The organism is Streptomyces sp. NPDC028991, assembly GCF_055564775.1.
Window position 1 is genome coordinate 239,731 of sequence record NZ_JBVHVP010000001.1, and the last position, 20,770, is coordinate 260,500.

Annotated in this window: 18 protein-coding genes; 4 read left to right on the plus strand and 14 right to left on the minus strand. The window is 71.3% G+C overall.

The window, feature by feature from the left end; all coding sequences use genetic code 11:
* Positions 1–12 precede the first annotated feature (12 nt).
* Positions 13–1,200 (minus strand): helix-turn-helix domain-containing protein, encoded by a 1,188-nt coding sequence (locus tag ACZ4V1_RS01070; RefSeq protein ID WP_468327803.1) that lies wholly within the window; start codon positions 1,198–1,200, stop codon positions 13–15.
* 387 nt (positions 1,201–1,587) lie between these two features.
* Complete coding sequence (locus ACZ4V1_RS01075; RefSeq protein ID WP_468327805.1) at positions 1,588–1,977, minus strand: hypothetical protein; 390 nt, start codon at positions 1,975–1,977, stop codon at positions 1,588–1,590.
* 294 nt (positions 1,978–2,271) lie between these two features.
* Between ACZ4V1_RS01075 and ACZ4V1_RS01080 the strand changes: the two genes are divergently transcribed.
* Positions 2,272–2,799: a universal stress protein gene (locus tag ACZ4V1_RS01080; RefSeq protein WP_468327807.1), complete on the plus strand. Its 528-nt coding sequence runs from the start codon at positions 2,272–2,274 to the stop codon at positions 2,797–2,799.
* A gap of 141 nt (positions 2,800–2,940) precedes the next feature.
* Positions 2,941–3,513 carry a GPR1/FUN34/YaaH family transporter gene (locus ACZ4V1_RS01085; protein WP_468327809.1) on the plus strand — a complete coding sequence of 191 codons (573 nt, stop codon included), beginning with the start codon at positions 2,941–2,943 and terminating at the stop codon, positions 3,511–3,513.
* 171 nt (positions 3,514–3,684) lie between these two features.
* On the opposite strand, the gene glmS is transcribed toward ACZ4V1_RS01085, so the two are convergent.
* The 3 genes from glmS to ACZ4V1_RS01100 form a co-directional block, all read right to left on the minus strand.
* Positions 3,685–5,502 (minus strand): glutamine--fructose-6-phosphate transaminase (isomerizing), encoded by a 1,818-nt coding sequence (gene glmS / locus ACZ4V1_RS01090; protein ID WP_468327811.1) that lies wholly within the window; start codon positions 5,500–5,502, stop codon positions 3,685–3,687.
* A 33-nt stretch (positions 5,503–5,535) separates the two neighbouring features.
* The gene (locus tag ACZ4V1_RS01095) at positions 5,536–5,793 is read right to left on the minus strand and encodes a hypothetical protein (protein ID WP_055417062.1); all 258 of its coding nucleotides are present in this window, start codon (positions 5,791–5,793) and stop codon (positions 5,536–5,538) included.
* An 89-nt stretch (positions 5,794–5,882) separates the two neighbouring features.
* Entirely contained in the window at positions 5,883–6,773 is an 891-nt protein-coding gene (locus tag ACZ4V1_RS01100) for a DUF4429 domain-containing protein (RefSeq protein ID WP_468327813.1), read from the minus strand.
* An 88-nt stretch (positions 6,774–6,861) separates the two neighbouring features.
* Here ACZ4V1_RS01100 and ACZ4V1_RS01105 point away from each other — a divergent pair, with 88 nt between their 5' ends.
* On the plus strand, positions 6,862–8,472 hold the full coding sequence (locus ACZ4V1_RS01105) for a beta-N-acetylhexosaminidase (protein ID WP_468327815.1): 1,611 nt from the start codon (positions 6,862–6,864) through the stop codon (positions 8,470–8,472).
* 102 nt (positions 8,473–8,574) lie between these two features.
* Here the strand turns inward: ACZ4V1_RS01105 and ACZ4V1_RS01110 are convergent, their stop codons facing one another.
* The 6 genes from ACZ4V1_RS01110 to ACZ4V1_RS01135 form a co-directional block, all read right to left on the minus strand.
* On the minus strand, positions 8,575–10,347 hold the full coding sequence (locus tag ACZ4V1_RS01110; RefSeq protein WP_468327817.1) for an IucA/IucC family protein: 1,773 nt from the start codon (positions 10,345–10,347) through the stop codon (positions 8,575–8,577).
* Positions 10,344–10,901, minus strand: a complete 558-nt coding sequence (locus tag ACZ4V1_RS01115; RefSeq protein WP_468327819.1) for a GNAT family N-acetyltransferase — start codon at positions 10,899–10,901, stop codon at positions 10,344–10,346. The genes ACZ4V1_RS01110 and ACZ4V1_RS01115 overlap by 4 nt, the downstream gene beginning before the upstream one ends.
* Positions 10,898–12,202: a lysine N(6)-hydroxylase/L-ornithine N(5)-oxygenase family protein gene (locus ACZ4V1_RS01120; RefSeq protein ID WP_468327821.1), complete on the minus strand. Its 1,305-nt coding sequence runs from the start codon at positions 12,200–12,202 to the stop codon at positions 10,898–10,900. The genes ACZ4V1_RS01115 and ACZ4V1_RS01120 overlap by 4 nt, the downstream gene beginning before the upstream one ends.
* Positions 12,186–13,628 (minus strand): lysine decarboxylase DesA, encoded by a 1,443-nt coding sequence (gene desA / locus ACZ4V1_RS01125; protein ID WP_468327823.1) that lies wholly within the window; start codon positions 13,626–13,628, stop codon positions 12,186–12,188. Before desA ends, ACZ4V1_RS01120 begins: the two co-directional genes overlap by 17 nt.
* A gap of 179 nt (positions 13,629–13,807) precedes the next feature.
* Positions 13,808–14,668 (minus strand): siderophore-interacting protein, encoded by an 861-nt coding sequence (locus ACZ4V1_RS01130; protein WP_468327825.1) that lies wholly within the window; start codon positions 14,666–14,668, stop codon positions 13,808–13,810.
* 34 nt (positions 14,669–14,702) lie between these two features.
* Positions 14,703–15,749 carry an ABC transporter substrate-binding protein gene (locus ACZ4V1_RS01135; protein ID WP_468327827.1) on the minus strand — a complete coding sequence of 349 codons (1,047 nt, stop codon included), beginning with the start codon at positions 15,747–15,749 and terminating at the stop codon, positions 14,703–14,705.
* Between the two features lie 438 nt (positions 15,750–16,187).
* On the opposite strand from ACZ4V1_RS01135, the gene ACZ4V1_RS01140 reads away from it, so the two are divergent.
* Positions 16,188–16,583 carry an ATP-binding cassette domain-containing protein gene (locus tag ACZ4V1_RS01140; protein ID WP_468327829.1) on the plus strand — a complete coding sequence of 132 codons (396 nt, stop codon included), beginning with the start codon at positions 16,188–16,190 and terminating at the stop codon, positions 16,581–16,583.
* A 65-nt stretch (positions 16,584–16,648) separates the two neighbouring features.
* On the opposite strand, the gene ACZ4V1_RS01145 is transcribed toward ACZ4V1_RS01140, so the two are convergent.
* Genes ACZ4V1_RS01145 through ACZ4V1_RS01155 form a run of 3 tightly spaced genes read right to left on the minus strand, consistent with a single transcriptional unit; the run spans position 16,649 to position 20,741 of the window.
* On the minus strand, positions 16,649–17,809 hold the full coding sequence (locus ACZ4V1_RS01145; protein WP_468327831.1) for an acyl-CoA dehydrogenase family protein: 1,161 nt from the start codon (positions 17,807–17,809) through the stop codon (positions 16,649–16,651).
* A gap of 5 nt (positions 17,810–17,814) precedes the next feature.
* A complete protein-coding gene (locus ACZ4V1_RS01150) occupies positions 17,815–18,798 on the minus strand; it encodes a hydroxymethylglutaryl-CoA lyase (protein WP_468327833.1) in 984 nt (327 codons plus the stop codon).
* Entirely contained in the window at positions 18,795–20,741 is a 1,947-nt protein-coding gene (locus ACZ4V1_RS01155; protein ID WP_468328894.1) for an acetyl/propionyl/methylcrotonyl-CoA carboxylase subunit alpha, read from the minus strand. Before ACZ4V1_RS01155 ends, ACZ4V1_RS01150 begins: the two co-directional genes overlap by 4 nt.
* Positions 20,742–20,770 lie beyond the last annotated feature (29 nt).

Consider the following 20,770-nt stretch of genomic DNA (forward strand, 5'->3'; position numbering starts at 1 on the left):
GCGTTCACAGGTTCACGGCGCGCTGCGCTGCCCCGGCAGGCTCGCCGCCGCCGGCATCGGTGGTGCCGTGCGGCGGGTCTGGTACGGGACCGCGCTTTCCGGCGGCAGCGCGGCCTCGGGCGGGGCGGGGGCGCGGGAGGGTCCCTCGGCGCCCTGCTCCGGTGCCGTGGGCCGGTCGCCCTGCGGGCGGCGTGCCCGGTAGGCGGCCCGGTAGGCGGCCGGGGACGAACCGAGCTGTCGGCGGAAGTGGCCGCGCAGCGCCACCGGCGAGCGGAAGCCGCAGCGGCCCGCGACCTCGTCCACCGAGTAGTCGGACGTCTCCAGCAGGCGCTGTGCCTGGAGCACCCGCTGGGTGATCAGCCACTGCAGCGGGGCACTGCCGGTCAGCGACCGGAAGCGGCGGTCGAAGGTGCGGCGGCTCATGTACGCGCGGGCCGCCAGCGTCTCCACGTCGAACTGCTCGTGCAGGTGCTCCAGCGCCCAGGCGACGACCTCGGCGAGCGGGTCGGCACCGATCTCCTCCGGTAAAGACCTGTCGAGGTAGCGCTCCTGGCCGCCCGAGCGGCGCGGCGGGACCACCAGCCGGCGGGCCAGCGCGCCGGCCGCCTCGTTGCCGTGGTCCGTGCGCACTATGTGCAGGCACAGATCGATACCGGCCGCGGTCCCCGCCGACGTCAGCACGTCGCCGTCGTCCACGAACAGCTCGCGCGGATCGACGTGCACCGACGGGTAGCGCTTGGCCAGCGTCGGCGCGTACATCCAGTGGGTGGTCGCGGGGCGGCCGTCGAGCAGGCCCGCCGCCGCGAGTACGAAGGCGCCGGTGCACAGCCCGACTATGCGGGCGCCCTCCTCGTGCGCCCGGCGCAGCGCGTCGAGCGCATCCTCCGGAGGCGGCGAGGTGATCGACCGCCAGGCGGGCACCACCACCGTGCCGGCCCGGGCGATCGCCTCCAGGCCCTGCGGCGCGGTGAGTTCCAGACCTCCCGTGGTCCGCAGCGGGCCGTCCTCGCCGGCGCACACCAGAAGCCGGTAGCGCGGCACGCCGGCGTCCTGGCGGTCGATCCCGAACACCGACAGCGGTATGGAACTCTCGAAGATGGGGCCGCCGCTGAACAGCAGCACGGCGACGATCTCCTTGCGGCGTCGCCCGGTGAGCTTCCGGGCCGCGGCTTCCGGCGCGGCGGTGGAGTCGTGGCTCATAACCGCTAAGCCCCCCTCGGTGGTCGCGGCGCCCTGATCCTTTCGGGTCTGTCGCTCCAACACGTTTCCCCTCGGTCCTGCACGAGTCCCCCGCCGTAGACAGTCAAGATCGAATCTACTGTGTCCCGTCGCGCCGAGATGGCCGGTTCGGCACTTGGGACATTGTCGACATGGCAACTTGGCGTGAAGCAGTCGATCACGAAGCGTTGCACTCTGGGGCGCCACAGGGAAGTGCGCCTTGTCGCAGTGGCCAATCCCCGTAGGGTGCGCAGGGTCCCGGAGACCCTTTCCGTGCAGGTGGAACGGGGGTTGGGGGGTGGTGGGGGCCGGTGATGAGCCACCCTCAGAAGTTGGCTGAAAAGAAGCGGACGTGTGCGCGGAAACCGGTCAGCCGACCGGTGTGTTTTCCCCCGCGTGCCGTCCGCCCCTGCGTCCCGGCGGTCCGGCCCGGTGCCGGCGCCCGGTCCGCGCCGCGTGATCCCCGCCGGTCGGCCGGGCCGCGACGCGCTCGGAACGGCGCAGCAGCAGGCGGCAGGCGCCGGTGACGGCGGCCAGGCCGAGGGCCGTGCCGGCGGTGCCGGCGAAGGAGGTGCCGTACCAGAGGAGCACGACCGGGACGAGGAAGCAGCTGAAGGCCGCCCAGCGGACGAGATCGGTGACGCCGTCCCTGGGCGGCGCGGTCGGTTCGCGGGCGCCGGGCGCGCCGGGCACGTCGGGGCCGTCGGTGGCGTCAGGGGTGCCGGACGGCGGTTCGGCGGGCTGGTGCGGTCCGGACATGCGGGCTCCCTGGGACTGGCGGCATGGAGATCAACGCCCGGGCGGCGGGCCGGTCACGACCGATCACGCACAGTTGAATCCCGTGCAAACCGCCTGTACAGCGCAGCAACCATTGCGTTACGGGCGCCCCCTCGGGCATGCTCCGGGGAACCCGCGGCGGACCGTACGCGGGATCTGGCGAAGGAGGCGTGGCGCCGTACCCTTTGGGGTATGGGGTTGGGAAGACCATTCCCGGACACACGGCTCCGCCGCACACTGTTGTCCCCCATAGAGGATAAAAACGCCGAGACAGCCATGGCCGGTCACTCATTCTTCGAACCCTCGGACCGCAAGCGGCCCGTCGCCGAACCTGCGGCGGCCGAGCCCCTGGCGGCCGAAGAGCCACGCCAGTCGTGCGACCCAGCCTTCAAGCACGGTGTCGTCGTCGGCTTCGACGGCTCCACGTCCAGTGAGCGTGCCCTCGCGTACGCCATCGGCATGGCGCGCCGGCTCGGCTCGGGCCTGGTCATCGTGCACGTCGCCAACCGGCTGCCCACCACCGTGTGGGCCGGCTGCGAGCCCCCCGTCTTCGTCGACGTACCGGACCACCGCACCGAGGTGCTCGGTCTGGAGCTGGCGTGTGCGGACTACCTCGCCGAGGTGCCCTGGATCCTGGTCGAGCGCGGCGGCGACATCTGCCACGAACTCGAGGAAGTGGGCCGGGAGTACGAGGCGGACGCCATCGTCGTCGGCTCCAGTCACGGCCTGGTGGGCCGCCTCTTCGGCTCCGTCGCCGGCCGGCTCGCCAAGCGGGCGAAGCGGCCCGTGGTGGTCATCCCGTAGCAGCCCGGGCGGCGGTCCGGCCGCCCCGGAGCCCCTCCCGGTCATGCAGCGTGAAGCTACCGACGCGTAGAGGTGTTTGTGCCCTTGTGAAGGGCATATACGGGTCACCGCACAATCGCACATGCATGAAGGGAGCCCGCCGTGGACAACGACGTCTCCGCGGGAAGCACCACCAGCACCCTCACCATCGTCGGCCGGCTCGCCCTCGGCGTCACCCTGCTGGCCTTCGGCGTCGGCCACGCCGGCGTGGTCGACGGCGTGACGGCCGCCGACGCCGTGACCGTCGCCCGGTACGTCGGCGGCGTCGCGCTCTTCGTCGCCGGACTGCTGGCCCTCCGGGACCGGGACACCGCCTCGGGTACGGCCTTCACCGTGCTCGGCGCGCTGTGGTTCACCTGGGCCGTCTCGGCCGGCGGCCAGGTCTCCGCCAACGCGGCGGGACTCTTCCTGCTCCTGTTCGCCCTCGTCGCCCTCTCCCTCACGTTCGCCGGCGGCGACCTGCTCGGGCAGGGGATGTACGGGCTGCTCTGCGTGTCCCTGCTGCTCCTCGCGATCGCCGCCTTCGCGGACGGTGAGGCGCTGGCGAAGGCGGGCGGATGGTTCGCCGTCGCGGCCGGAGTGGTCGCCTGGTACGCGGCGACCGCGGTTCTGGCGCACTGGCCCACGGCACTGCGCGGGCGCGCTGCGGGCCGGGGTGTGACGGCCACCGGTTAGCTGCCGCCGGCCGGGGGCGGGCGGCCCCCGGCGACATGGACGGCCCTCCGCGTGGTGGTGGCACACGCGGGGGGCCGTCCGGCCGGTTTTGCCCGTGCGGGCGCGTCGGGTCGCTCGCGCCCACGCGGCCAGGCCGCGCGTCGACACGGCCCTGCGCCCCGTTGGGGCGTTCTACTCCACCGTCACCGACTTGGCGAGGTTGCGCGGCTTGTCGATGTCGCGGCCCAGCGCCAGGGCCGTGTGGTAGGCGAGGAGTTGGAGGGGGATGCCCATGAGGATGGGGTCCAGCTCGTCCTCGTTCTTCGGGACGACGATGGTGTGGTCGGCCTTCTCCTGCTCCCGGTGGGCGACGGCGAGGATCTGGCCGCTGCGGGCCTTGATCTCCTCCATGGCCGCGCGGTTCTTCTCCAGCAGGTCGTCGTCCGGCACGATCGCGACCGTCGGCAGGGCGGGCTCGATCAGGGCGAGCGGGCCGTGCTTGAGCTCGGAGGCCGGATAGGCCTCGGCGTGGATGTAGGAGACCTCCTTGAGCTTCAGGGAGGCCTCGCGGGCGACCGGGTAGCCCCGCACGCGGCCGATGAAGAGCATCGAGCGGGCGTCGGCGTACTGCGCGGCCAGCTTCTTGACGTCCTCCTCCCGCTCCAGCATCTCGGAGATCTGCTGCGGCAGCTTGCGCAGGCCCTCGATGATCCGCTTGCCGTCGCGCACGGACAGGTCGCGGGTGCGGCCCAGGTGCAGGGCGAGCAGCGCGAAGGCGACGCAGGTGTTGGTGAAGCACTTGGTGGAGACGACGCAGACCTCGGGCCCGGCGTGCACGTACATGCCGCCGTCGGCCTCCCGGGCGATCGCCGAGCCGACCACGTTGACGATGCCGAGGACGCGGGCGCCCTTGCGCTTCAGCTCCTGCACGGCGGCCAGCACGTCGTACGTCTCACCGGACTGGGAGACGGCGATGTACAGGGTGTCGGGGTCGACGACGGCGTTGCGGTAGCGGAACTCGGAGGCGGGCTCGGCGTCCGCGGGGATGCGGGCCAGCTCCTCGATCATCTGGGCGCCGATCTGGCCCGCGTGGTACGAGGTGCCGCAGCCGAGGATCTTCACGCGGCGCACGGCGCGCGCGTCGCGGGCGTCCAGGTTGAGGCCGCCGAGGTGCACGGTGGAGAAGCGGTCGTCGATCCGGCCGCGCAGCACGCGGTCCACGGCCTCGGCCTGCTCGTGGATCTCCTTGTGCATGTAGGTGTCGTGGCCGCCCATGTCGTAGGAGGCGGCCTCCCACTCCACGGTGGTGGGCTCGGCTGTGGTGCGGGTGCCCTCGGTGGTGTAGGTGCGGAAGTCGTCGGCCTTGAGGGTGGCCATCTCGCCGTCGTCGAGGGTGACTATCTGGCGGGTGTGGGCGACCAGCGCGGCGATGTCCGAGGCGACGAACATCTCCTTCTCGCCGATGCCGAGGACGACCGGGGAGCCGTTGCGGGCGACGACGATGCGCTCGGGGAAGTCGGCGTGCATCACGGCGATGCCGTACGTGCCCTCGATCACCCGGAGGGTCTCGCGGACCTTGTCCTCCAGCTTCTCAGCCTCGGAGCGGGCGATGAGGTGGACGAGGACCTCGGTGTCGGTCTCGGAGAGGAACTCGACGCCGTCCGCCTCCAGTTTGCGGCGCAGGTCGGCGGCGTTGTCGATGATGCCGTTGTGCACGACGGCGACCTTGTTGTCGGCCGACATGTGCGGGTGGGCGTTCAGGTCGGAGGGGGCGCCGTGGGTGGCCCAGCGGGTGTGGGCGATGCCGGTGGTGCCCTTGAAGCGTGCCGGGACCTTGGCCTCCAGGTCGCGGACCCGGCCCTTGGCCTTGACCATCTTCAGGCCGGCGGCCTTCGGGGACGTGACGACGATGCCCGCCGAGTCGTAGCCGCGGTACTCCAGGCGCTGGAGGCCCTCCAGCAGCAGGGGCGCGACGTCACGCTTGCCGATGTATCCGACGATTCCGCACATGTATACGTAAACCTCGTGTCCCTCTTCGGCTTCTCAGCCGTAGACGATGCGGCGCAGCTGCCGGAGCGACAGCTCCGGCGGTGCCACCGCCCGGTATTTCAGGTCCGCCTCGATCCGTTCGAAGATCGTCGCGTTCACCAGGCCCTGGGCCTGGAGCTCGCGGTGGCGGCGACGGACGTACTCCTCGGTCGTCTCGTCGAAGTAGGCGAGCACGTCCTGGATCACGCGCAGCGCCTCGCCCCGGCTCAGGGGGGTGGACCGCGTCAGATGATCAACGAGTTCGTCGTGCACCCGGTAGATCCTGGGGTACGAGTGAGGGTTTCGCAAGAAACCTGCCCGATTTCGGGCAGGCTCACGCCGACAGGTGTCCATGAGGGCACCTACATGCGCTTCAGCACCGCCTGCTTCGCCAGGGCGAACTCCTCGTCCGTCAGCACCCCAGAGCGGTGCAGTTCACCCAGCTCCCGCAGCCGCCGCAGCAGCGCGTCGTGGTCGTCCTCGGCGACGGCGGGAGCCGGGGCCGGGGCGGGTGCGTCCTCGCCCGGCCGGGCGTCCTCCGGGGCGGCGGGCGCGGCCGGGTGCGGCAGGCGGGCCTGCACGGCCGCGGCCACCAGGGCCATCAGCGGGTCCCTCTTGAAGCCCCACAGCTCCACGGCGTTGGGGTCGTACTTGGGCGGTGCCTTGGTCGGCGCGCCTCGCACGGTGAAGCGGAGGTGGCCGTTCTCCAGGCCGACCGTCGGCTGCCACTCGACCGCGACGATGTCGGCCAAGGGGAGGGTGCGGGTGCCGGCGGCCGACTTGGCGTCCTCGGCCTGCCACTTCCACTCCAGGCGTACGCGCTCGCCGTCGAAGCTCGCGATGCCGTCACCGGCGGACACCGACAACGGGACCGGGGGACCGGGCAGCAGGTAGGCGTCCACCGGGCCGGCCGGAACCTGGTCCAGGAGCAGGGCGTTGCGCACCTCGTCCACGAAGTACTCGGCGACGCCGTACCGGTCGGACTCCACGGTGAGCTGGTAGGGGTCGTGCGGCTCGGTCAGCCGGCCGCCGGAGGCGTGCAGCAACGGGTCGGCGCCGTCCCGCAGGCGCAGCCGCAGCCGCCCGGACTTCTTGCCCTGCTCGAACGATATGCCCGCCAACGCCGTCAGCGGGACGAGTAGTTCACCCAGTTCCCTGCGGAGCAGGCTGACGTTCTTGTCCCGTCCGGGAGTCAGCCGCAGGGTGTCGCCGTCGAAGACCCACGTTCCGTCCTTCTGGATGATTTCCGCCATGCGCGGATTGTTTCACCGCTTCTGCGTACGGTGGTTGTGAGAGAGAGTGGTCTACACCCATCTCTGCACCATCGTGAAGGGAGCGCACGTGAGACCTCATCGACGGCACCACAGAACGACTCCCCGACTGACCCGGATCCTGGGCTCGCTGTTGCTGGTGGCGGCGGTCGGCGCCATGACCACCGGCGCGTCGCCGGACCGGCGGGCGCCCGCAACGACCCCGCTGGACCGGGTGATTCCGGCCCCCGCGTCGGTCGACCCGGGCGGCTCCCCGTACCGCATCACCCACTCCACCCGCATCCGCGTCGAGGACTCGCGCGAGGCCCGCCGCGTCGGCGACTACCTCGCGGAGCTCCTGCGGCCCTCCACCGGGTACCGGCTCCCCGTCACCTCCCACGGCCACGGCGGCATACGGCTCCGCCTGGCCGAAGGCCCGTACGGCGACGAGGGCTACCGCCTGGACAGCGGCCGCGGCGGCGTCACCATCACCGCCGGCAAGGCAGCCGGCCTTTTCCACGGCGTCCAGACCCTCCGTCAGCTCCTGCCCGCCGCCGTCGAGAAGGACTCCGCGCAGCCCGGCCCCTGGCTGGTCGCGGGCGGCACCATCGAGGACACCCCGCGCTACGGCTGGCGCGGCACCATGCTGGACGTCTCCCGGCACTTCTTCACCGTCGACGAGGTCAAGCGCTACATCGACCGGGTCGCCCTCTACAAGTACAACAAGCTCCACCTGCACCTCAGCGACGACCAGGGCTGGCGCATCGCCATCGACTCCTGGCCGCGCCTGGCGACCTACGGCGGCTCCACGGAGGTCGGCGGCGGCCCCGGCGGCTACTACACCAAGGCCGACTACAAGGAGATCGTCCGCTATGCCGCCTCCCGCCACCTCGAGGTCGTGCCCGAGATCGACATGCCGGGCCACACCAACGCGGCCCTCGCCTCCTACGCCGAGCTGAACTGCGACGGCGTCGCGCCCCCGCTGTACACCGGCACCGAGGTCGGCTTCAGCTCGCTGTGCGTGGGCAAGGAGGTCACGTACGACTTCGTGGACGACGTCGTGCGTGAACTCGCCGCCCTCACCCCGGGCCGCTACCTCCACATCGGCGGCGACGAGGCGCACTCCACCCCGCACGAGGACTTCGTGAAGTTCATGGACCGCGTGCAGCCCGTCGTCGCCGAGTACGGCAAGACGGTCGTCGGCTGGCACCAGCTGGCCGGCGCGCGGCCGGCCGAGGGCGCGCTCGTCCAGTACTGGGGCCTGGACCGCACCAGCGACGCGGAGAAGGCCCAGGTCGCCGAGGCCGCGCGGAACGGCACCGGGCTGATCCTGTCCCCGGCCGACCGGACGTACCTGGATATGAAGTACAACAAGGACACTCCGCTGGGCCTGTCCTGGGCCGGTTACGTGGAGGTGCGGCGGTCCTACGACTGGGACCCGGCCGCCTATCTGCCGGGCGCCCCCGCCTCCGCGATCCGGGGCGTCGAGGCGCCGCTGTGGACGGAGACCCTGGAGACACCGGAGCAGCTCGACTTCATGGCCTTCCCGAGGCTGCCGGGCGTCGCCGAGCTGGGCTGGTCGCCGGCGAAGACGCACGACTGGGACACGTACAAGGTGCGGCTCGCCGAGCAGGCGCCGCGCTGGGAGGCCCTGGGGATCGACTACTACCGGTCCCCGCAGGTGCCCTGGACGGCCGACTGACCCGCGACGCAACGCCCGACGGGCACCCCGGAGGACCGTCTCCGGGGTGCCCGCCCGTCTGTGAGGACCCGTCTGTGCGAGCCCGTCTGTGCGAGCCCGTCGCTACCGGCCCGCGATGGGGTTCTTCAGGGTTCCGATGAGCTGGAGCGCGCCGGAGGGGTCCGCGAGGTCCACCATCTGCTTGTTGTTGCGCAGCTGGAGCCGGTTGAGGCAGGACAGCGCGAACTCGGGCGCGAACATGTCGTACCGGTCGAACTTCTCGGCCAGTTCCGGCACCGACTCCTGGTACTCGCGCGTGACCTCCGCGACCGTCCGCCAGAAGGCGTCCTCCTCGACGATCCCCTCGCCGGCGAGGTTGGCGGCGAGGAAACGGAAGAAGCAGTCGAAGACGTCCGTGAAGATCGACAGGAGCTTCTTGTCCTCCGGCACCTCGACCGCGATCCGCGAGACCTCCGGCGGCAGCACCGCGTCCGGGTCCATCACCGCGATCTCCTCGGCGATGTCCTTGTAGATCGCGCGCTGCACCACCCCGTCCTTCAGGACCAGGATGACGTTCTCGCCGTGCGGCATGTAGACCAGGTCGTAGGCGTAGAAGCTGTGCAGCAGCGGAACGAAGTAGGCCCGCAGGTAGTGCCGCAGCCACTCGGTGGGCGCGAGCCCCGACCGCTCGATCAGCGCGCCCGCGAAGGAGGCGCCCTCGTGGTCGACGTGGACGAGGGAGGCCATGGTCGCCAGGGACTCGCCGTCCTGGAGGGACGGCACCGGGCTCTCGCGCCACAGCGCCGCCAGCATCTTGCGGTACGGCGAGTAGCGGTCGGTGGCCTGCTCGTACTCCAGGTGCCGGTAGCCGACGGCCGCCCGCTCCCGGATGACGGACAGACCCGTCGACTTCAGCACCGGGTCGCCCTCGACGAGCCGGGCGAGCCAGTCGTTGATGGCCGGGGTCGCCTCCATGTACGCCGCCGACAGGCCGCGCATGAAGCCCATGTTGAGGACGGACAGGGCCGTCTTCACGTAGTGCTTCTCGGGATGCGAGGAGTTGAAGAAGGTGCGGATGGACTGCTGGGCCAGATACTCGTCGTCGCCCTCGCCGAGGCAGACCAGGTGCCCCCGGGCCACCTCGGCGGCGAAGGTGACGGTGAGCTTGTTCCACCACTGCCAGGGGTGGACCGGGATGAACAGGTAGTCGGCCGGGTCCAGGTCCCGCTCGCGCAGCACGCCGTGGAAGCGGTCCACGGTCGCCTCGCCCAGCTCGTCGCGTACGAAGGACTCGTACTCGATCCCGGCACCGGCCGTGAACGCCGCACGCGAGCGGTGCGCGGCGAGCCACACCAGCCGGACGGGGCTCGCGGTCTCGGGGGCGTACGACAGGTACTCGTGGATGCCGAAGCCGAGCCGTCCGTTGTTGGCGACGAAGCAGGGGTGGCCCTCGGTCATGCCGGTCTCGACGGCCTGGAAGCCGCTGCTCGCCAGCTCGGCGGAGGTCACCTCCGGCTTGGTGAGCTTGTAGCAGGTGCCGGAGAGCGTGGAGGAGATCTCCTCCAGGTAGACGGGGAGGATCTCGTCGCTCAGGCCCAGCGTCTCCTTCAGCTCGATGAAGAAGTCCAGGGCGGCGAGCGGGAGCTCGGTGCCGTCGCGGTGGCGGGTGATCGAGTCGGCGTCCACCTGCCAGTGGTCCAGGGCGCGGACGGTGGCGGTGAAGCGGTACTCGGTCTTGCCGTCGTCGCCGCGGACGACGTACGCGTCGCCCGCGGAGTGCTCCGGCATGATCAGCCGTTCGTGCGTGAACTCGGCGAGGGCCTTGCGGATCAGGAGGCGGTTGGCCTGGTCCCAGCGTTCGGGGGAGAGGTGGGCGACGGCGTCGGCGAGGCTCATGCGGACACCGCCCTCTCGAACTGCTCGCGGGTGCAGAAGCTCAGCAACGCCTTCTTCTCCGGCTTCTGGATCTCGCGCTCGGGCACGAATCCGACGGCCGCGTTCAGGGCGTGGACGGCCTTGTTGCCGAGGTCCGGTTCGACGACGACACGGGCGGTCGCCGGGTCGGCGAACAGCTCGGCCATGACGGCGGTGATGACGGCGCGGGTGAAGCCGTGCACGGGCCGGTCGGTGGGGGCGACCAGGAAGTGCATGCCGACGTCGCCCGGCTCGGGCTCGTAGAGGCCGACCAGCTCGCGGTGGGCGGGGTCGTACCTCTCCATCAGGAAGGCGGGGACGCCGTCGTGCAGGCCGACGTAGGCGTGGTGGTGCTCGTCGGCGGCTATCTCCATGTAGGCGCGCTCGACGTCCACCAGCTTCGCGTCCTGCATCATCCAGAACGCGGACTTGGGGTGCGTGACCCAGCCGTGCAGCAGCTCGGCGTCCTTCAGCGGGTCGAGGGGGCGGAGGGTGAGCGCGCCGATGCCGGCGGCCGTGGGGGTGGTGGTGCTCATGCGCTGAACTCCTGGAACGCGATCGACTTCTCGACCGGGTAGTACTCGGTGCCGAGCAGCTCTCGGACGATGTAGCTGTTGCGATAGGCACCCATGCCCAGATCGGGGCTGGTGATGCTGTGCGTGTGGACACCCGCGTTCTGGAGGAAGACGCCGCCGCCCGTGACATCGACGGCGTAGTTGCGGGCGACGTCGAAGTTGCCCCGGGAGTCGTAGCGGAGCCGGTCCCGGACGGGCTTGAGGAACTCCGGCTCGGCGTACCGGTAGCCGGTGGCCAGGATCAGGCCCTGGGTGTCGATCTCGAAGTCCTTGCCCTGCTCCTCCTGGCGGAAGCCGAGCGTGTACGTGCCGTCCGCGTACCGGGCGTCGGTCAGCGCCGAGTTGGTGAGCAGGCGGGTGGGGACGGGACCGCCCAGCTTCTTCTGGTAGAGCAGGTCGAAGATCTCGTTGATCAGGTCGCCGTCGATGCCCTTGAACAGGCCCTTCTGCTCGCTGGTGAGGCGGTAGCGGGTCGGCTCCGGAAGCGCGTGGTAGTAGTCCACGTACTCCGGTGAGGTCATCTCCAGCGTGAGCTTGGTGTATTCGAGGGGGAAGAAGCGCGGGGAGCGGGTCACCCAGTTGAGCTGGTAGCCGTGGACGTCGATCTCGCCGAGCAGGTCGTGGTAGATCTCGGCGGCGGACTGGCCGCTGCCGACCAGGGTGATCGACTTCTTCTTCACCAGCTCCGCCCGGTGCTGCACGTAGCGGGAGTTGTGGATGAAGTCGCCGGCCAGGCCCCGGCAGGCGTCCGGGATGTGCGGCGGGGTGCCGGTGCCGAGGACCAGGCGGCGGGCGCGGTACGTGTCGCCGCCCGTGGTCGCGACGGCGTACAGCTCGTCCCGCTCGTCGTACGTCACCTCGGTGACCGTCGTGCCGAAGCGGACGCCGCTCAGTTTGTTCGCGGCCCAGCGGCAGTAGTCGTCGTACTCGACGCGCAGCGGGTAGAAGTTCTCCCGGATGTAGAACGAGTACAGCCGGCCCTTCTCCTTCAGGTAGTTGAGGAAGGAGTACGGGGACGTCGGGTCGGCGAGCGTGACCAGGTCCGACATGAACGGGGTCTGGAGGTGGGCACCGTCCAGGAACATGCCGGCGTGCCACTCGAAGTCCGGCTTGGACTCCAGGAAGACGCCGTTCAGCTCGGCGATGGGCTCGGTCAGGCAGGCCAGGCCGAGGTTGAAGGGGCCGAGGCCGATCCCCACGAAGTCGTACGTCGTGGTGGACGTCGTGGTGGACGTCGGGGCGGTCTCAGGAAGCGCGGTCAAGGGACTCTCCCAGGTACTGCTCGGCGTGGCCGGCGATCAGGTCGAGGACGGCGGCGATGTCGGCCGTGGTCGTCTCGGGGTTGAGCAGGGTGAACTTCAGGTAGTGGCGTCCGGCCACCTTGGTGCCCGCGACCACGGCGTCGCCGGAGGCGAACAGGGCCTTGCGGGCGTAGAGGTTGGCGCGGTCGATCTCGGCGGGGTCGGTGACGGCCGCCGGTATGCAGCGGAAGACCAGGGTGGACAGCGACGGTTCGACCACCACGTCGAAGCGCGGGTCGGCGGCGAGCAGTTTCCAGCCCTCGGCGGCCAGGTCGCACACCTCGTCGAAGAGCTCGCCGATGCCGTCGGCTCCCATCACGCGCAGCGTCATCCACAGCTTGAGCGCGTCGAAGCGGCGGGTGGTCTGGAGGGACTTGTCCACCTGGTTGGGGATACGTTCCTGCACCATGCGGCGCGGGTTGAGGTACTCCGCGTGGTAGGTGGCGTGGCGCAGGGTGGCCGCGTCCCGGACCAGCACGGCCGACGAACTCACCGGCTGGAAGAAGGACTTGTGGTAGTCCACGGTGACCGAGTCGGCCCGCTCGATCCCGGTCAGCCGGTCCCGGTACTTCAGGGAGGCGAGCAGTCCGCAGCCGTACGCGGCGTCCACGTGCATCCACACGCCGTACTGCTCGCACAGTGCGGCGATCTCGGGGAGCGGGTCGATGGAGCCGAAGTCGGTGGTGCCGCCGGTGGCGACGACGGCCATGGGGACGAGGCCGTCCTCGGCGCAGCGCTCCAGTTCCCGGGCGAGGGCGACGGTCTGCATGCGCTTGTCGTGGTCCACGGGGATCGACACGACGGCGTCGGGGCCGAGGCCGAGCAGTTTCGCCGACTTCTTGACGCTGAAGTGGCTGACCTCGGAGGCGAAGACGCGCAGGTCGGCGAAGTCCTCGGTCTTCGCCTCCTCGCGGGCCAGCAGCAGCGCCTGGAGGTTGGACTGCGTGCCGCCGGAGGTGAACACGCCGTCGGCCGCCGGGCCGAGGCCGATGCGGGCGGTCGTCCAGTCGATCAGTTTCCGCTCGATGAGTGTGCCGCCGGCCGACTGGTCCCAGGTGTCCAGAGAGGAGTTGACGGCGGACAGGACGGCCTCGCCGAGCACCGCCGGGATGACCACCGGGCAGTTGAGGTGGGCGAGGTAGCGGGGGTGGTGGAAGTAGACGGCGTCGCGCAGGTAGACGTCCTCCAGCTCGTCGAGGACCGCGGCCGTGTCGTGCAGCGGCTTGTCGAGGTCGATCCCGTCGATGCGGGGGGAGAGGGCGTCGACCGTGACACCGGTGAACGGACGGTCGGTGGTGGCGATTTTGGCGGCCACCCGCTCGACTCCTTCGGTCACGGAGCGGCGGTACTGCTCCGCGGTGGCGTCGTTGAGCAGGTGCGAGCGCATGTGGGGGTCCTCCGGTGGGGACGGTCCGAGAGGGACGGGAGAGGGCGGAGCCCTTGCTTCGACTTAGGTTAGCCTAACCTAAGTACCTCTGGTCAAACCCGTGCCTCTGCGTGACTGCCGTCACTCGCGCATCATCGGTGCGGCGTGGACGGCCAGTTGAGGTCAGGGGGTGCCGAGCGTCAGCCCCGCTCGCGGAGTTGTTCCTCCGTCAGGCCCTGGCGCCAGTAGCCGACGAAGGTGACGCGGCGGCGGTCGATGCCGCGTTCGCCGACGAAGTGCCGGCGCAGCCGCTTGACGCAGCCGGACTCGCCGGCGATCCACACGTACGGGCGCTCGGCGGGCGGGAGCCCGGCCGCGCGGAGGGCGGCGAGGGCTGCCTCGGGCCCGCCGGCCGAGTCCCTGACCAGCCAGGTGACCTCGGCGTCCGCCGCCGTCTCCAGCTCCTGCACGTCATCGGCGTGCGGCACCTCCAGCCAGACCCGTGCGCGGGTGCCGGCCGGCAGCGACTCGACGATGGCGCAGGCGGCCGGTACGGCGGTCTCGTCGCCCCAGATCACCACCAGGTCGGTGTCCTGCGGCGGCCGGAAGCGGATCGCCCGGTTGTCGGCCACCGCCGGGCCGAGCAGGACGACCCGGTCGCCGGGGGCGGCGTCGGCGGCCCAGCGGGAGGCGGGGCCGGCCTGAAGGGCGGCGCCGGATTCGACGCCGTGCAGCACGAAGTCGATGTCGATCTCGGCGGTGTCCCCGAGGGCGTCCCGGCGCAGGGCGCGCAGCGTGTACGAGCGCATCACCGCCCGGACGTCGTCCGGCAGTTCACGCCACGCCTGCCACCAGCCGTCGCCTAGTTCGACCGGCACCGCGGGCTCCGGCTGGCCCGGATGCGGCAGGAACAGCGACAGGGACTGGTCCTGCCCTTCGGAGTGGAAGGCGCGCAGGTCGGGTCCGGCGAAGGTCACCCGGGTCAGAGACGGCCCGAGCCGCCTCGTCCGTACGACCTGGAGGGAGAAGAAACGGAACGGGGCGGCTACGGCCGTCGTCATGAAGAGCTCCGGGAGGAGGGGAGAGGGCGAGAGGTCAGCCGACCTTCTTGGCGTTCTCGATCGCCTCGGCCAGGTTGTCGAGCAGCGGCGTGCACTTGTCGTAGGACAGGATCGGCTCGGGGGAGCGGGAGATGACCTGGCCGGCCTTGACGGCGGGGAGCGCCTTCCAGGTGCCCTCGGTGATGTCCGCGGGCTGGATGGTGGAGGCGCGGTCGTCCATGATGATGACGTCGGCCGGGTACTTGTCGACGTTCTCCCAGCTCAGGCTCTCGAACCAGCCACCGGTCGCCTTCTTGGCGTCCTCCGGGGGCTCCACGATGTTCACGCCGAGCGCCTTGAAGTACTCCAGGTCGACGGAGTAGTTCGAGCCGGAGACGTAGAAGAGGTCCGGCGCGGCGGAGCCGGCCAGCACCCTGATCTCCGGGCGGGCCTTGGCGGCCTTGCGCAGCCGCTCGGCGGCGGTCTCGAACCTCTTCTTCGCCTCGACGACCTTCGTCGCCTTCATGTCGGCGCCCAGCGACTCGGCCAGCTCGGCCATCCGCTGGAGCGGCTTCGGCAGCTGGCGGTCGTAGACCGAGATCGCCACGCTCGGGGCGAGCTTGGCGATCTTGTCCTTGGAGGCCTCCGGGACGTACCAGAGGGTGCCGGCGTCGTCGAACGTCGTGGTGAGGAGGACCTCGGGCTGGAAGGCCGCGTACTGCTCGACGTTGAAGCTGTCGAACTTGTTGCCGAAGACCGTCAGCTTGCTGACGTCCATGTCGCCGGCCTGGACGTCGGCCTTGCCGTCCGGCGTCTTGGTCGGGCCGAAGACGCCCTTGACCTCGATGCCGTAGTCGTGGAGGGCGGCGGCGACACCGGTGAAGGCGACGATCTTCGTCGGGACCTTGTCCAGCTTCACGGTCGTGCCGCGGTCGTCCTTGAAGGACCAGGGGCCGGACTTGGCGGCTCCCGTGTCTGCGCCTGCTCCACCGCTGTTCGTGTCGTCGTCACCGCACGCCGCGAGCACGGCACCGAGGCCGAGCGCGCCGCCCGCGGCGAGAACGCCGCGTCGGGTGAGGTGGGTGGCTCTGGCTTTGGACATGGGTTCGCTGCTTTCGAACGGGGTGGATCACCGTTGGACAATTCGAAGGTAGGTTAGCCTAACCTCAGCGATTGTCCAGGTACGGGGGTCCTCCCCGAGCGCAGCCCGTGAGTCGCCCACGGGGTCCCGGCGGTGACGCGATGCGGGGCCCGACTCCGCCGCGGCCGACGGTCGATGGGCCCCGGCCGACGGTCGATGGGCCCCGCACCACGCGGCGGCGTTGTCCGCGTCGCGGTCAGGGCCTGCCCGGCGGATCACGCCGCGGACGCGGGGCCGGCCCGTCCGTCCGCGGCATCGTCGTCGGTTGCCGACGCTCCGCGTCGACGCCCTCCTCCGCCGTGCGACTGGGACGCGCCGGCCTCCGCTTACCCGCCCTGACGTGGCGTCGCTTTCCCGCGACCCGATCCGCCGGACGGGCCCTAGGCGGCCGCCTCCTGCTTGGAGTTCCGGGGTGTCGGCCGGACCTACCCGGGGCCGCCGCCCGTCGCGGCCCTGCGTCCCGCGGACCTGACGGTCGGCCGCGGGGACTTCGTCACCGTCGCCGGGCCCTCCGGGTCGGGCAAGTCGACGTTCCTCGACATCGCCGGGCTGCTGGACACCCCGACCGACGGGCGGTACCTGCTCGACGGGATCGACGTCGGCGGCCTCTGCGACGCGGACCGGACCGCGGTGCGGGGGCGCCGCATCGGCTTCGTCTTCCAGTCCTTCCACCTCCTGCCGCACCGCACGGCGCACATCGGCGAAGGCGTGGCCGCGCGGCTCGGCATCACCACGCTGGAGAACCATCCCGCCGTCTTCGTCGGCGGTGAGGCCTTCTCGCGCCGTGAGCCGTGAGCCGTGAGCCGTGAGCCGTGAGCCGTGAGCCGTGCGCTGTGTCCGGCCCGCGGCGCCGGGAGGAATCAGCCGGCGAGGCCCAGTTCCCGCGCGATCAGCATCCGCTGGACCTCGCTGGTGCCCTCGCCGATCTCCAGGATCTTCGCGTCCCGCCACATGCGGGCCACCGGATACTCGTTCATGAAGCCGTAGCCGCCGTGGATCTGGGTGGCCTCGCGGGCGTTGTCCACGGCCACCGTCGACGAGTACAGCTTCGCCAGCGCCGCCTCCTTCTTGAACGGCTCACCCGTCACCAGCCGGGAGGCCGCGTCCCGCCACGCCAGCCGGGACGTGTGCGCCTTCATCTCCATGTCCGCGATCTTGAACTGAATGGCCTGGTTGGCGCCGATCGGCTTGCCGAAGGCGTGACGTTCCTTCGCGTACCTGACCGACTCGTCCACGCAGCCCTGGGCGAGCCCCGTGCCCAGCGCGGCGATGGCGACGCGCCCCTCGTCGAGGATGCGCAGGAACTGGGCGTAGCCGCGGCCCCGTTCGCCCAGCAGGTTCGCCGCCGGGACCCGGACGTCGGAGAAGGACAGCTCACGCGTGTCCGACGCGTTCCAGCCGACCTTCGAGTACGGGGCGGCCACCGTGAAGCCCGGGGTGCCGGACGGGACGATGATCGCCGAGATCAGGGGCCGGCCGTCCGGCTTGCGACCGGTGACCGCCGTGACCGTCACCAGGCCCGTGATGTCGGTGCCGGAGTTGGTGATGAAGCACTTGGTGCCGTTGACGACCCACTCGTTCGTCGCCTCGTCCAGGCGTGCCGTCGTCCGCGTCGCGCCCGCGTCCGAGCCGCCGTCCGGCTCGGTCAGGCCGAAGGCGCCGAGGATCTCGCCCGAGCACAGGCGGGGCAGCCACGTCCGCTTCTGCTCCTCGGTGCCGAACAGGTGGATCGGCATGGCCCCCAGCGAGACGCCCGCCTCCAGCGTGATGGCCACCGACGAGTCGACGCGGGCCAGCTCCTCCAGGGCGATGCCGAGGGCGAGGTAGTCGCCGCCCATGCCGCCGTACTCCTCCGGGAAGGGCAGGCCGAACAGGCCCATGCGGCCCATCTCCCGGACGATCTCGTACGGGAACTCGTGCCGCTCGTAGAAGTCGCCGATCTTGGGAGCCACGACGTCGTGGGCGAACGCCTCCACCGTGCGACGGAGGTCCTCGAGTTCGGGGGAGAGCTTGTGGTCCATGGCTGTCACTGCTCCTTGTGGGAGTCGGCGCGGGAGTCGGCGGCCGAGTCCTGGTGTGCCAGGGCTCGTACGGTGCGGGACGGGCTGGGCCGGCCCAGGTGGGCGGCCATCCAGACGCTGGTGGCGACGAGAGAGCCGAGGTCGACCCCGGTGTCGATGCCGAGCCCGCGCAGCATCCACACGAGGTCTTCGGTGGCGAGGTTGCCGGTGGCCGACTTCGCGTAGGGGCAGCCGCCCAGGCCGCCGGCGGAGGCGTCGACGGTCGTCACGCCGTGCCGAAGGGCGGCGTAGGTGTTCGACAGGGCCTGGCCGTAGGTGTCGTGGAAGTGGACGCCCAGGGCGCTCACGGGCACACCGGCCTCGGTCAGCGCGGTGAGCAGGGCGCTCACGTGGCCCGGGGTCGCCACCCCGATCGTGTCGCCCAGGCTCAGCTCGTCGCAGCCCATGTCCAGCAGGGCCCGGCAGACCTTCACCACCTGCGGGACCGGGACCGGGCCCTCCCAGGGGTCGCCGAAGCACATCGAGAGGTAGCCGCGGACGTGGACGTCCGCGTCCTTCGCCCGCGCCACCACCGGCTCGAACATGGCCAGCGCCTCGTCGAGCGTGCGGTTGAGATTGGCCTTGGCGAAGGACTCCGTGGCGCTGGCGAAGACCGCGACGCGGCGGGCGCCGAGCGTGAGCGCGCGGTCGAGGCCGCGTTCGTTCGGCACCAGGACGGGCAGCTCGACCGGCAGGTTGGCGATCGCCGGGAACAGCTCCTCCGCGTCCGCCAGTTGCGGCACCCACTTGGGGTGCACGAAGCTCGTCGCCTCGATCGTGGTCAGGCCCGTGGCGGCCAGGCGGCGGATGAACTCCGCCTTCACCGGGGCCGGGACGGTCGCCTTCTCGTTCTGGAGGCCGTCGCGGGCGCCGACCTCGTGGATGCGGACGCGGGCGGGCAGGCCCTCGGCCGGTACGGCCATCGGCAGGCCCGGCTCAGGGGCGTTCACGGCGTCTCCTCCTTCGCGTCCTCGACCGGTGCGATGACCGCCAGCACCTGGTCCATGGCGACCGTCGTGCCCGGCGCCACGTCCAGCTCGGCGACCGTGCCCGCGTGCGGGGCGGAGATGACGTGCTCCATCTTCATCGCCTCCACGACCAGCAGACTCTGCCCGGCGGCCACCTCGTCGCCGACGGCGACCTTCACCACCGTCACCGTGCCCGGCATGGGCGCGGTCAGCGAGTCGGCGCCCGCGTGGGCGGCGCCCGTGAGGGAGGCGGCGACCGGGTCGTGGTCGCGCACGTGCCAGGCGTCGCCGTCGCGGCCGAGCCAGTCGGCGGCGCGGTGGAAGCTGTGCCGGACGCCGTCCAACGTCACCGACACCCGGTCCTCGGTGACGGTGTGGGTGCCGCGCGGGGTGTGAGTGACGGGTTCAAGTCCCGTCGTCCGGAACGGGAAGGCGACCGGCTTCGGCTCGCCGCCCATGCGCCAGCCGCTCGGCACCGAGAAAGGATCCGTCCAGCCCTCCCCGCGCGGACGCAGCGCGTCCAGCCGTACGGCCGCCGCGGCCTCGTACACCTCCTCCGGTACGCCGGTGGAGACCAGGCCGTCGACCTCGCGCTCCACCAGCCCGGTGTCCAGCTCGCCCGCCACCACCGCCGGGTGGGCGAGCAGCCGGCGCAGGAACCCGGCGTTGGTCTGCACGCCCAGCGTCACCGTCCGGGCCAGGGCCGCCCGGAGCCTGCGCAGGGCGGTGGCGCGGTCGGGGCCGTACGCGATCACCTTGGACAGCATCGGGTCGTAGAGGCTGCCGACCTCGCCGCCCTCGCTGAGCCCGGAGTCGGTGCGCACACCGTCGCCCTCGGGCTCGTGCAGCCGCAGCACCGTGCCGCCGGAGGGCAGGAAGCCGCGCGCGGGGTCTTCGGCGCAGAGGCGGGCCTCGACGGCGTGGCCGGTCAGCCGGACGTCCTCCTGCGCGAGACCGAGCCGCTCGCCCGCCGCCACCCGCAGCTGCCACTCCACCAGGTCCACTCCCGTGACCAGCTCGGTCACCGGGTGCTCGACCTGGAGCCGGGTGTTCATCTCCATGAAGTAGTACTGGGAGGGGTCCTCGCCCGGCACGATGAACTCCACCGTGCCCGCGCCCCGGTAGCCGCAGGAGCGCGCCGCCTGCACGGCCGCCTCGCCCATCGCGGCACGGGTCGCCTCGTCGAGGAGCACGCTGGGCGCCTCCTCGATGATCTTCTGGTGCCGGCGTTGCAGCGAGCACTCGCGCTCGCCCAGGTGCACGACGCCGCCGTGGCCGTCGGCCAGGACCTGGATCTCGATGTGCCGGGGCCGGTCGATCCACCGCTCCACCAGCAGCGTGTCGTCGCCGAAGGAGGCGCGGGCCTCACGGCGGGCGGCGGCGATCTCGTCGGCGAGCACGGCGGCGTCCCGCACCAGCCGCATGCCCTTGCCGCCACCACCGGCCGACGGTTTCAGCAGCACCGGCGTGCCGATCTCGCGGGCGGCGTCGGCGAGCTGCGCGTCCGTCAGCCCGCTGCCGCTGGAGCCGGGCACCACCGGCACCCCGGCCGCCTGCACCGTCTCCTTGGCGCGGATCTTGTCGCCCATCAGGGCGATGGCGTCGGCGGACGGCCCGATGAAGACCAGCCCCGCCTCCTCGCAGGCCCGCGCGAAACCGGCGTTCTCGGCGAGGAAGCCGTACCCGGGATGGACGGCCTGCGCGCCCGTCCGGGCCGCCGCCTTAAGCAGCCGTTCGACGGACAGATAGCTCTCCGCCGCCGGCGCCGGGCCGATCCGTACCGCCTCGTCGGCCTCCCGCACGTGCCGGGCGTCCGCGTCGGCGTCGGAGAAGACCGCCACCGAGCGCACGCCCATCGAGCGCAGGGTCCGGATGACACGCACCGCGATCTCACCGCGGTTGGCCACCAATACCGTGTCGAACATCAAGCTCCCCATCGCGCTTCCCATCGAAG

Bases quoted from the DNA above. Each gene is read 5' to 3' on its own strand.
- ACZ4V1_RS01070 (WP_468327803.1), bottom strand. From the start codon at position 1,200: ATGAGCCACGACTCCACCGCCGCGCCGGAAGCCGCGGCCCGGAAGCTC.
- ACZ4V1_RS01075 (WP_468327805.1), bottom strand. From the start codon at position 1,977: ATGTCCGGACCGCACCAGCCCGCCGAACCGCCGTCCGGCACCCCTGAC.
- ACZ4V1_RS01080 (WP_468327807.1), top strand. From the start codon at position 2,272: ATGGCCGGTCACTCATTCTTCGAACCCTCGGACCGCAAGCGGCCCGTC.
- glmS (WP_468327811.1), bottom strand. From the start codon at position 5,502: ATGTGCGGAATCGTCGGATACATCGGCAAGCGTGACGTCGCGCCCCTG.
- ACZ4V1_RS01100 (WP_468327813.1), bottom strand. From the start codon at position 6,773: ATGGCGGAAATCATCCAGAAGGACGGAACGTGGGTCTTCGACGGCGAC.
- ACZ4V1_RS01110 (WP_468327817.1), bottom strand. From the start codon at position 10,347: ATGAGCCTCGCCGACGCCGTCGCCCACCTCTCCCCCGAACGCTGGGAC.
- ACZ4V1_RS01115 (WP_468327819.1), bottom strand. From the start codon at position 10,901: ATGAGCACCACCACCCCCACGGCCGCCGGCATCGGCGCGCTCACCCTC.
- desA (WP_468327823.1), bottom strand. From the start codon at position 13,628: ATGCGCTCGCACCTGCTCAACGACGCCACCGCGGAGCAGTACCGCCGC.
- ACZ4V1_RS01130 (WP_468327825.1), bottom strand. From the start codon at position 14,668: ATGACGACGGCCGTAGCCGCCCCGTTCCGTTTCTTCTCCCTCCAGGTC.
- ACZ4V1_RS01135 (WP_468327827.1), bottom strand. From the start codon at position 15,749: ATGTCCAAAGCCAGAGCCACCCACCTCACCCGACGCGGCGTTCTCGCC.
- ACZ4V1_RS01145 (WP_468327831.1), bottom strand. From the start codon at position 17,809: ATGGACCACAAGCTCTCCCCCGAACTCGAGGACCTCCGTCGCACGGTG.
- ACZ4V1_RS01155 (WP_468328894.1), bottom strand. From the start codon at position 20,741: ATGTTCGACACGGTATTGGTGGCCAACCGCGGTGAGATCGCGGTGCGT.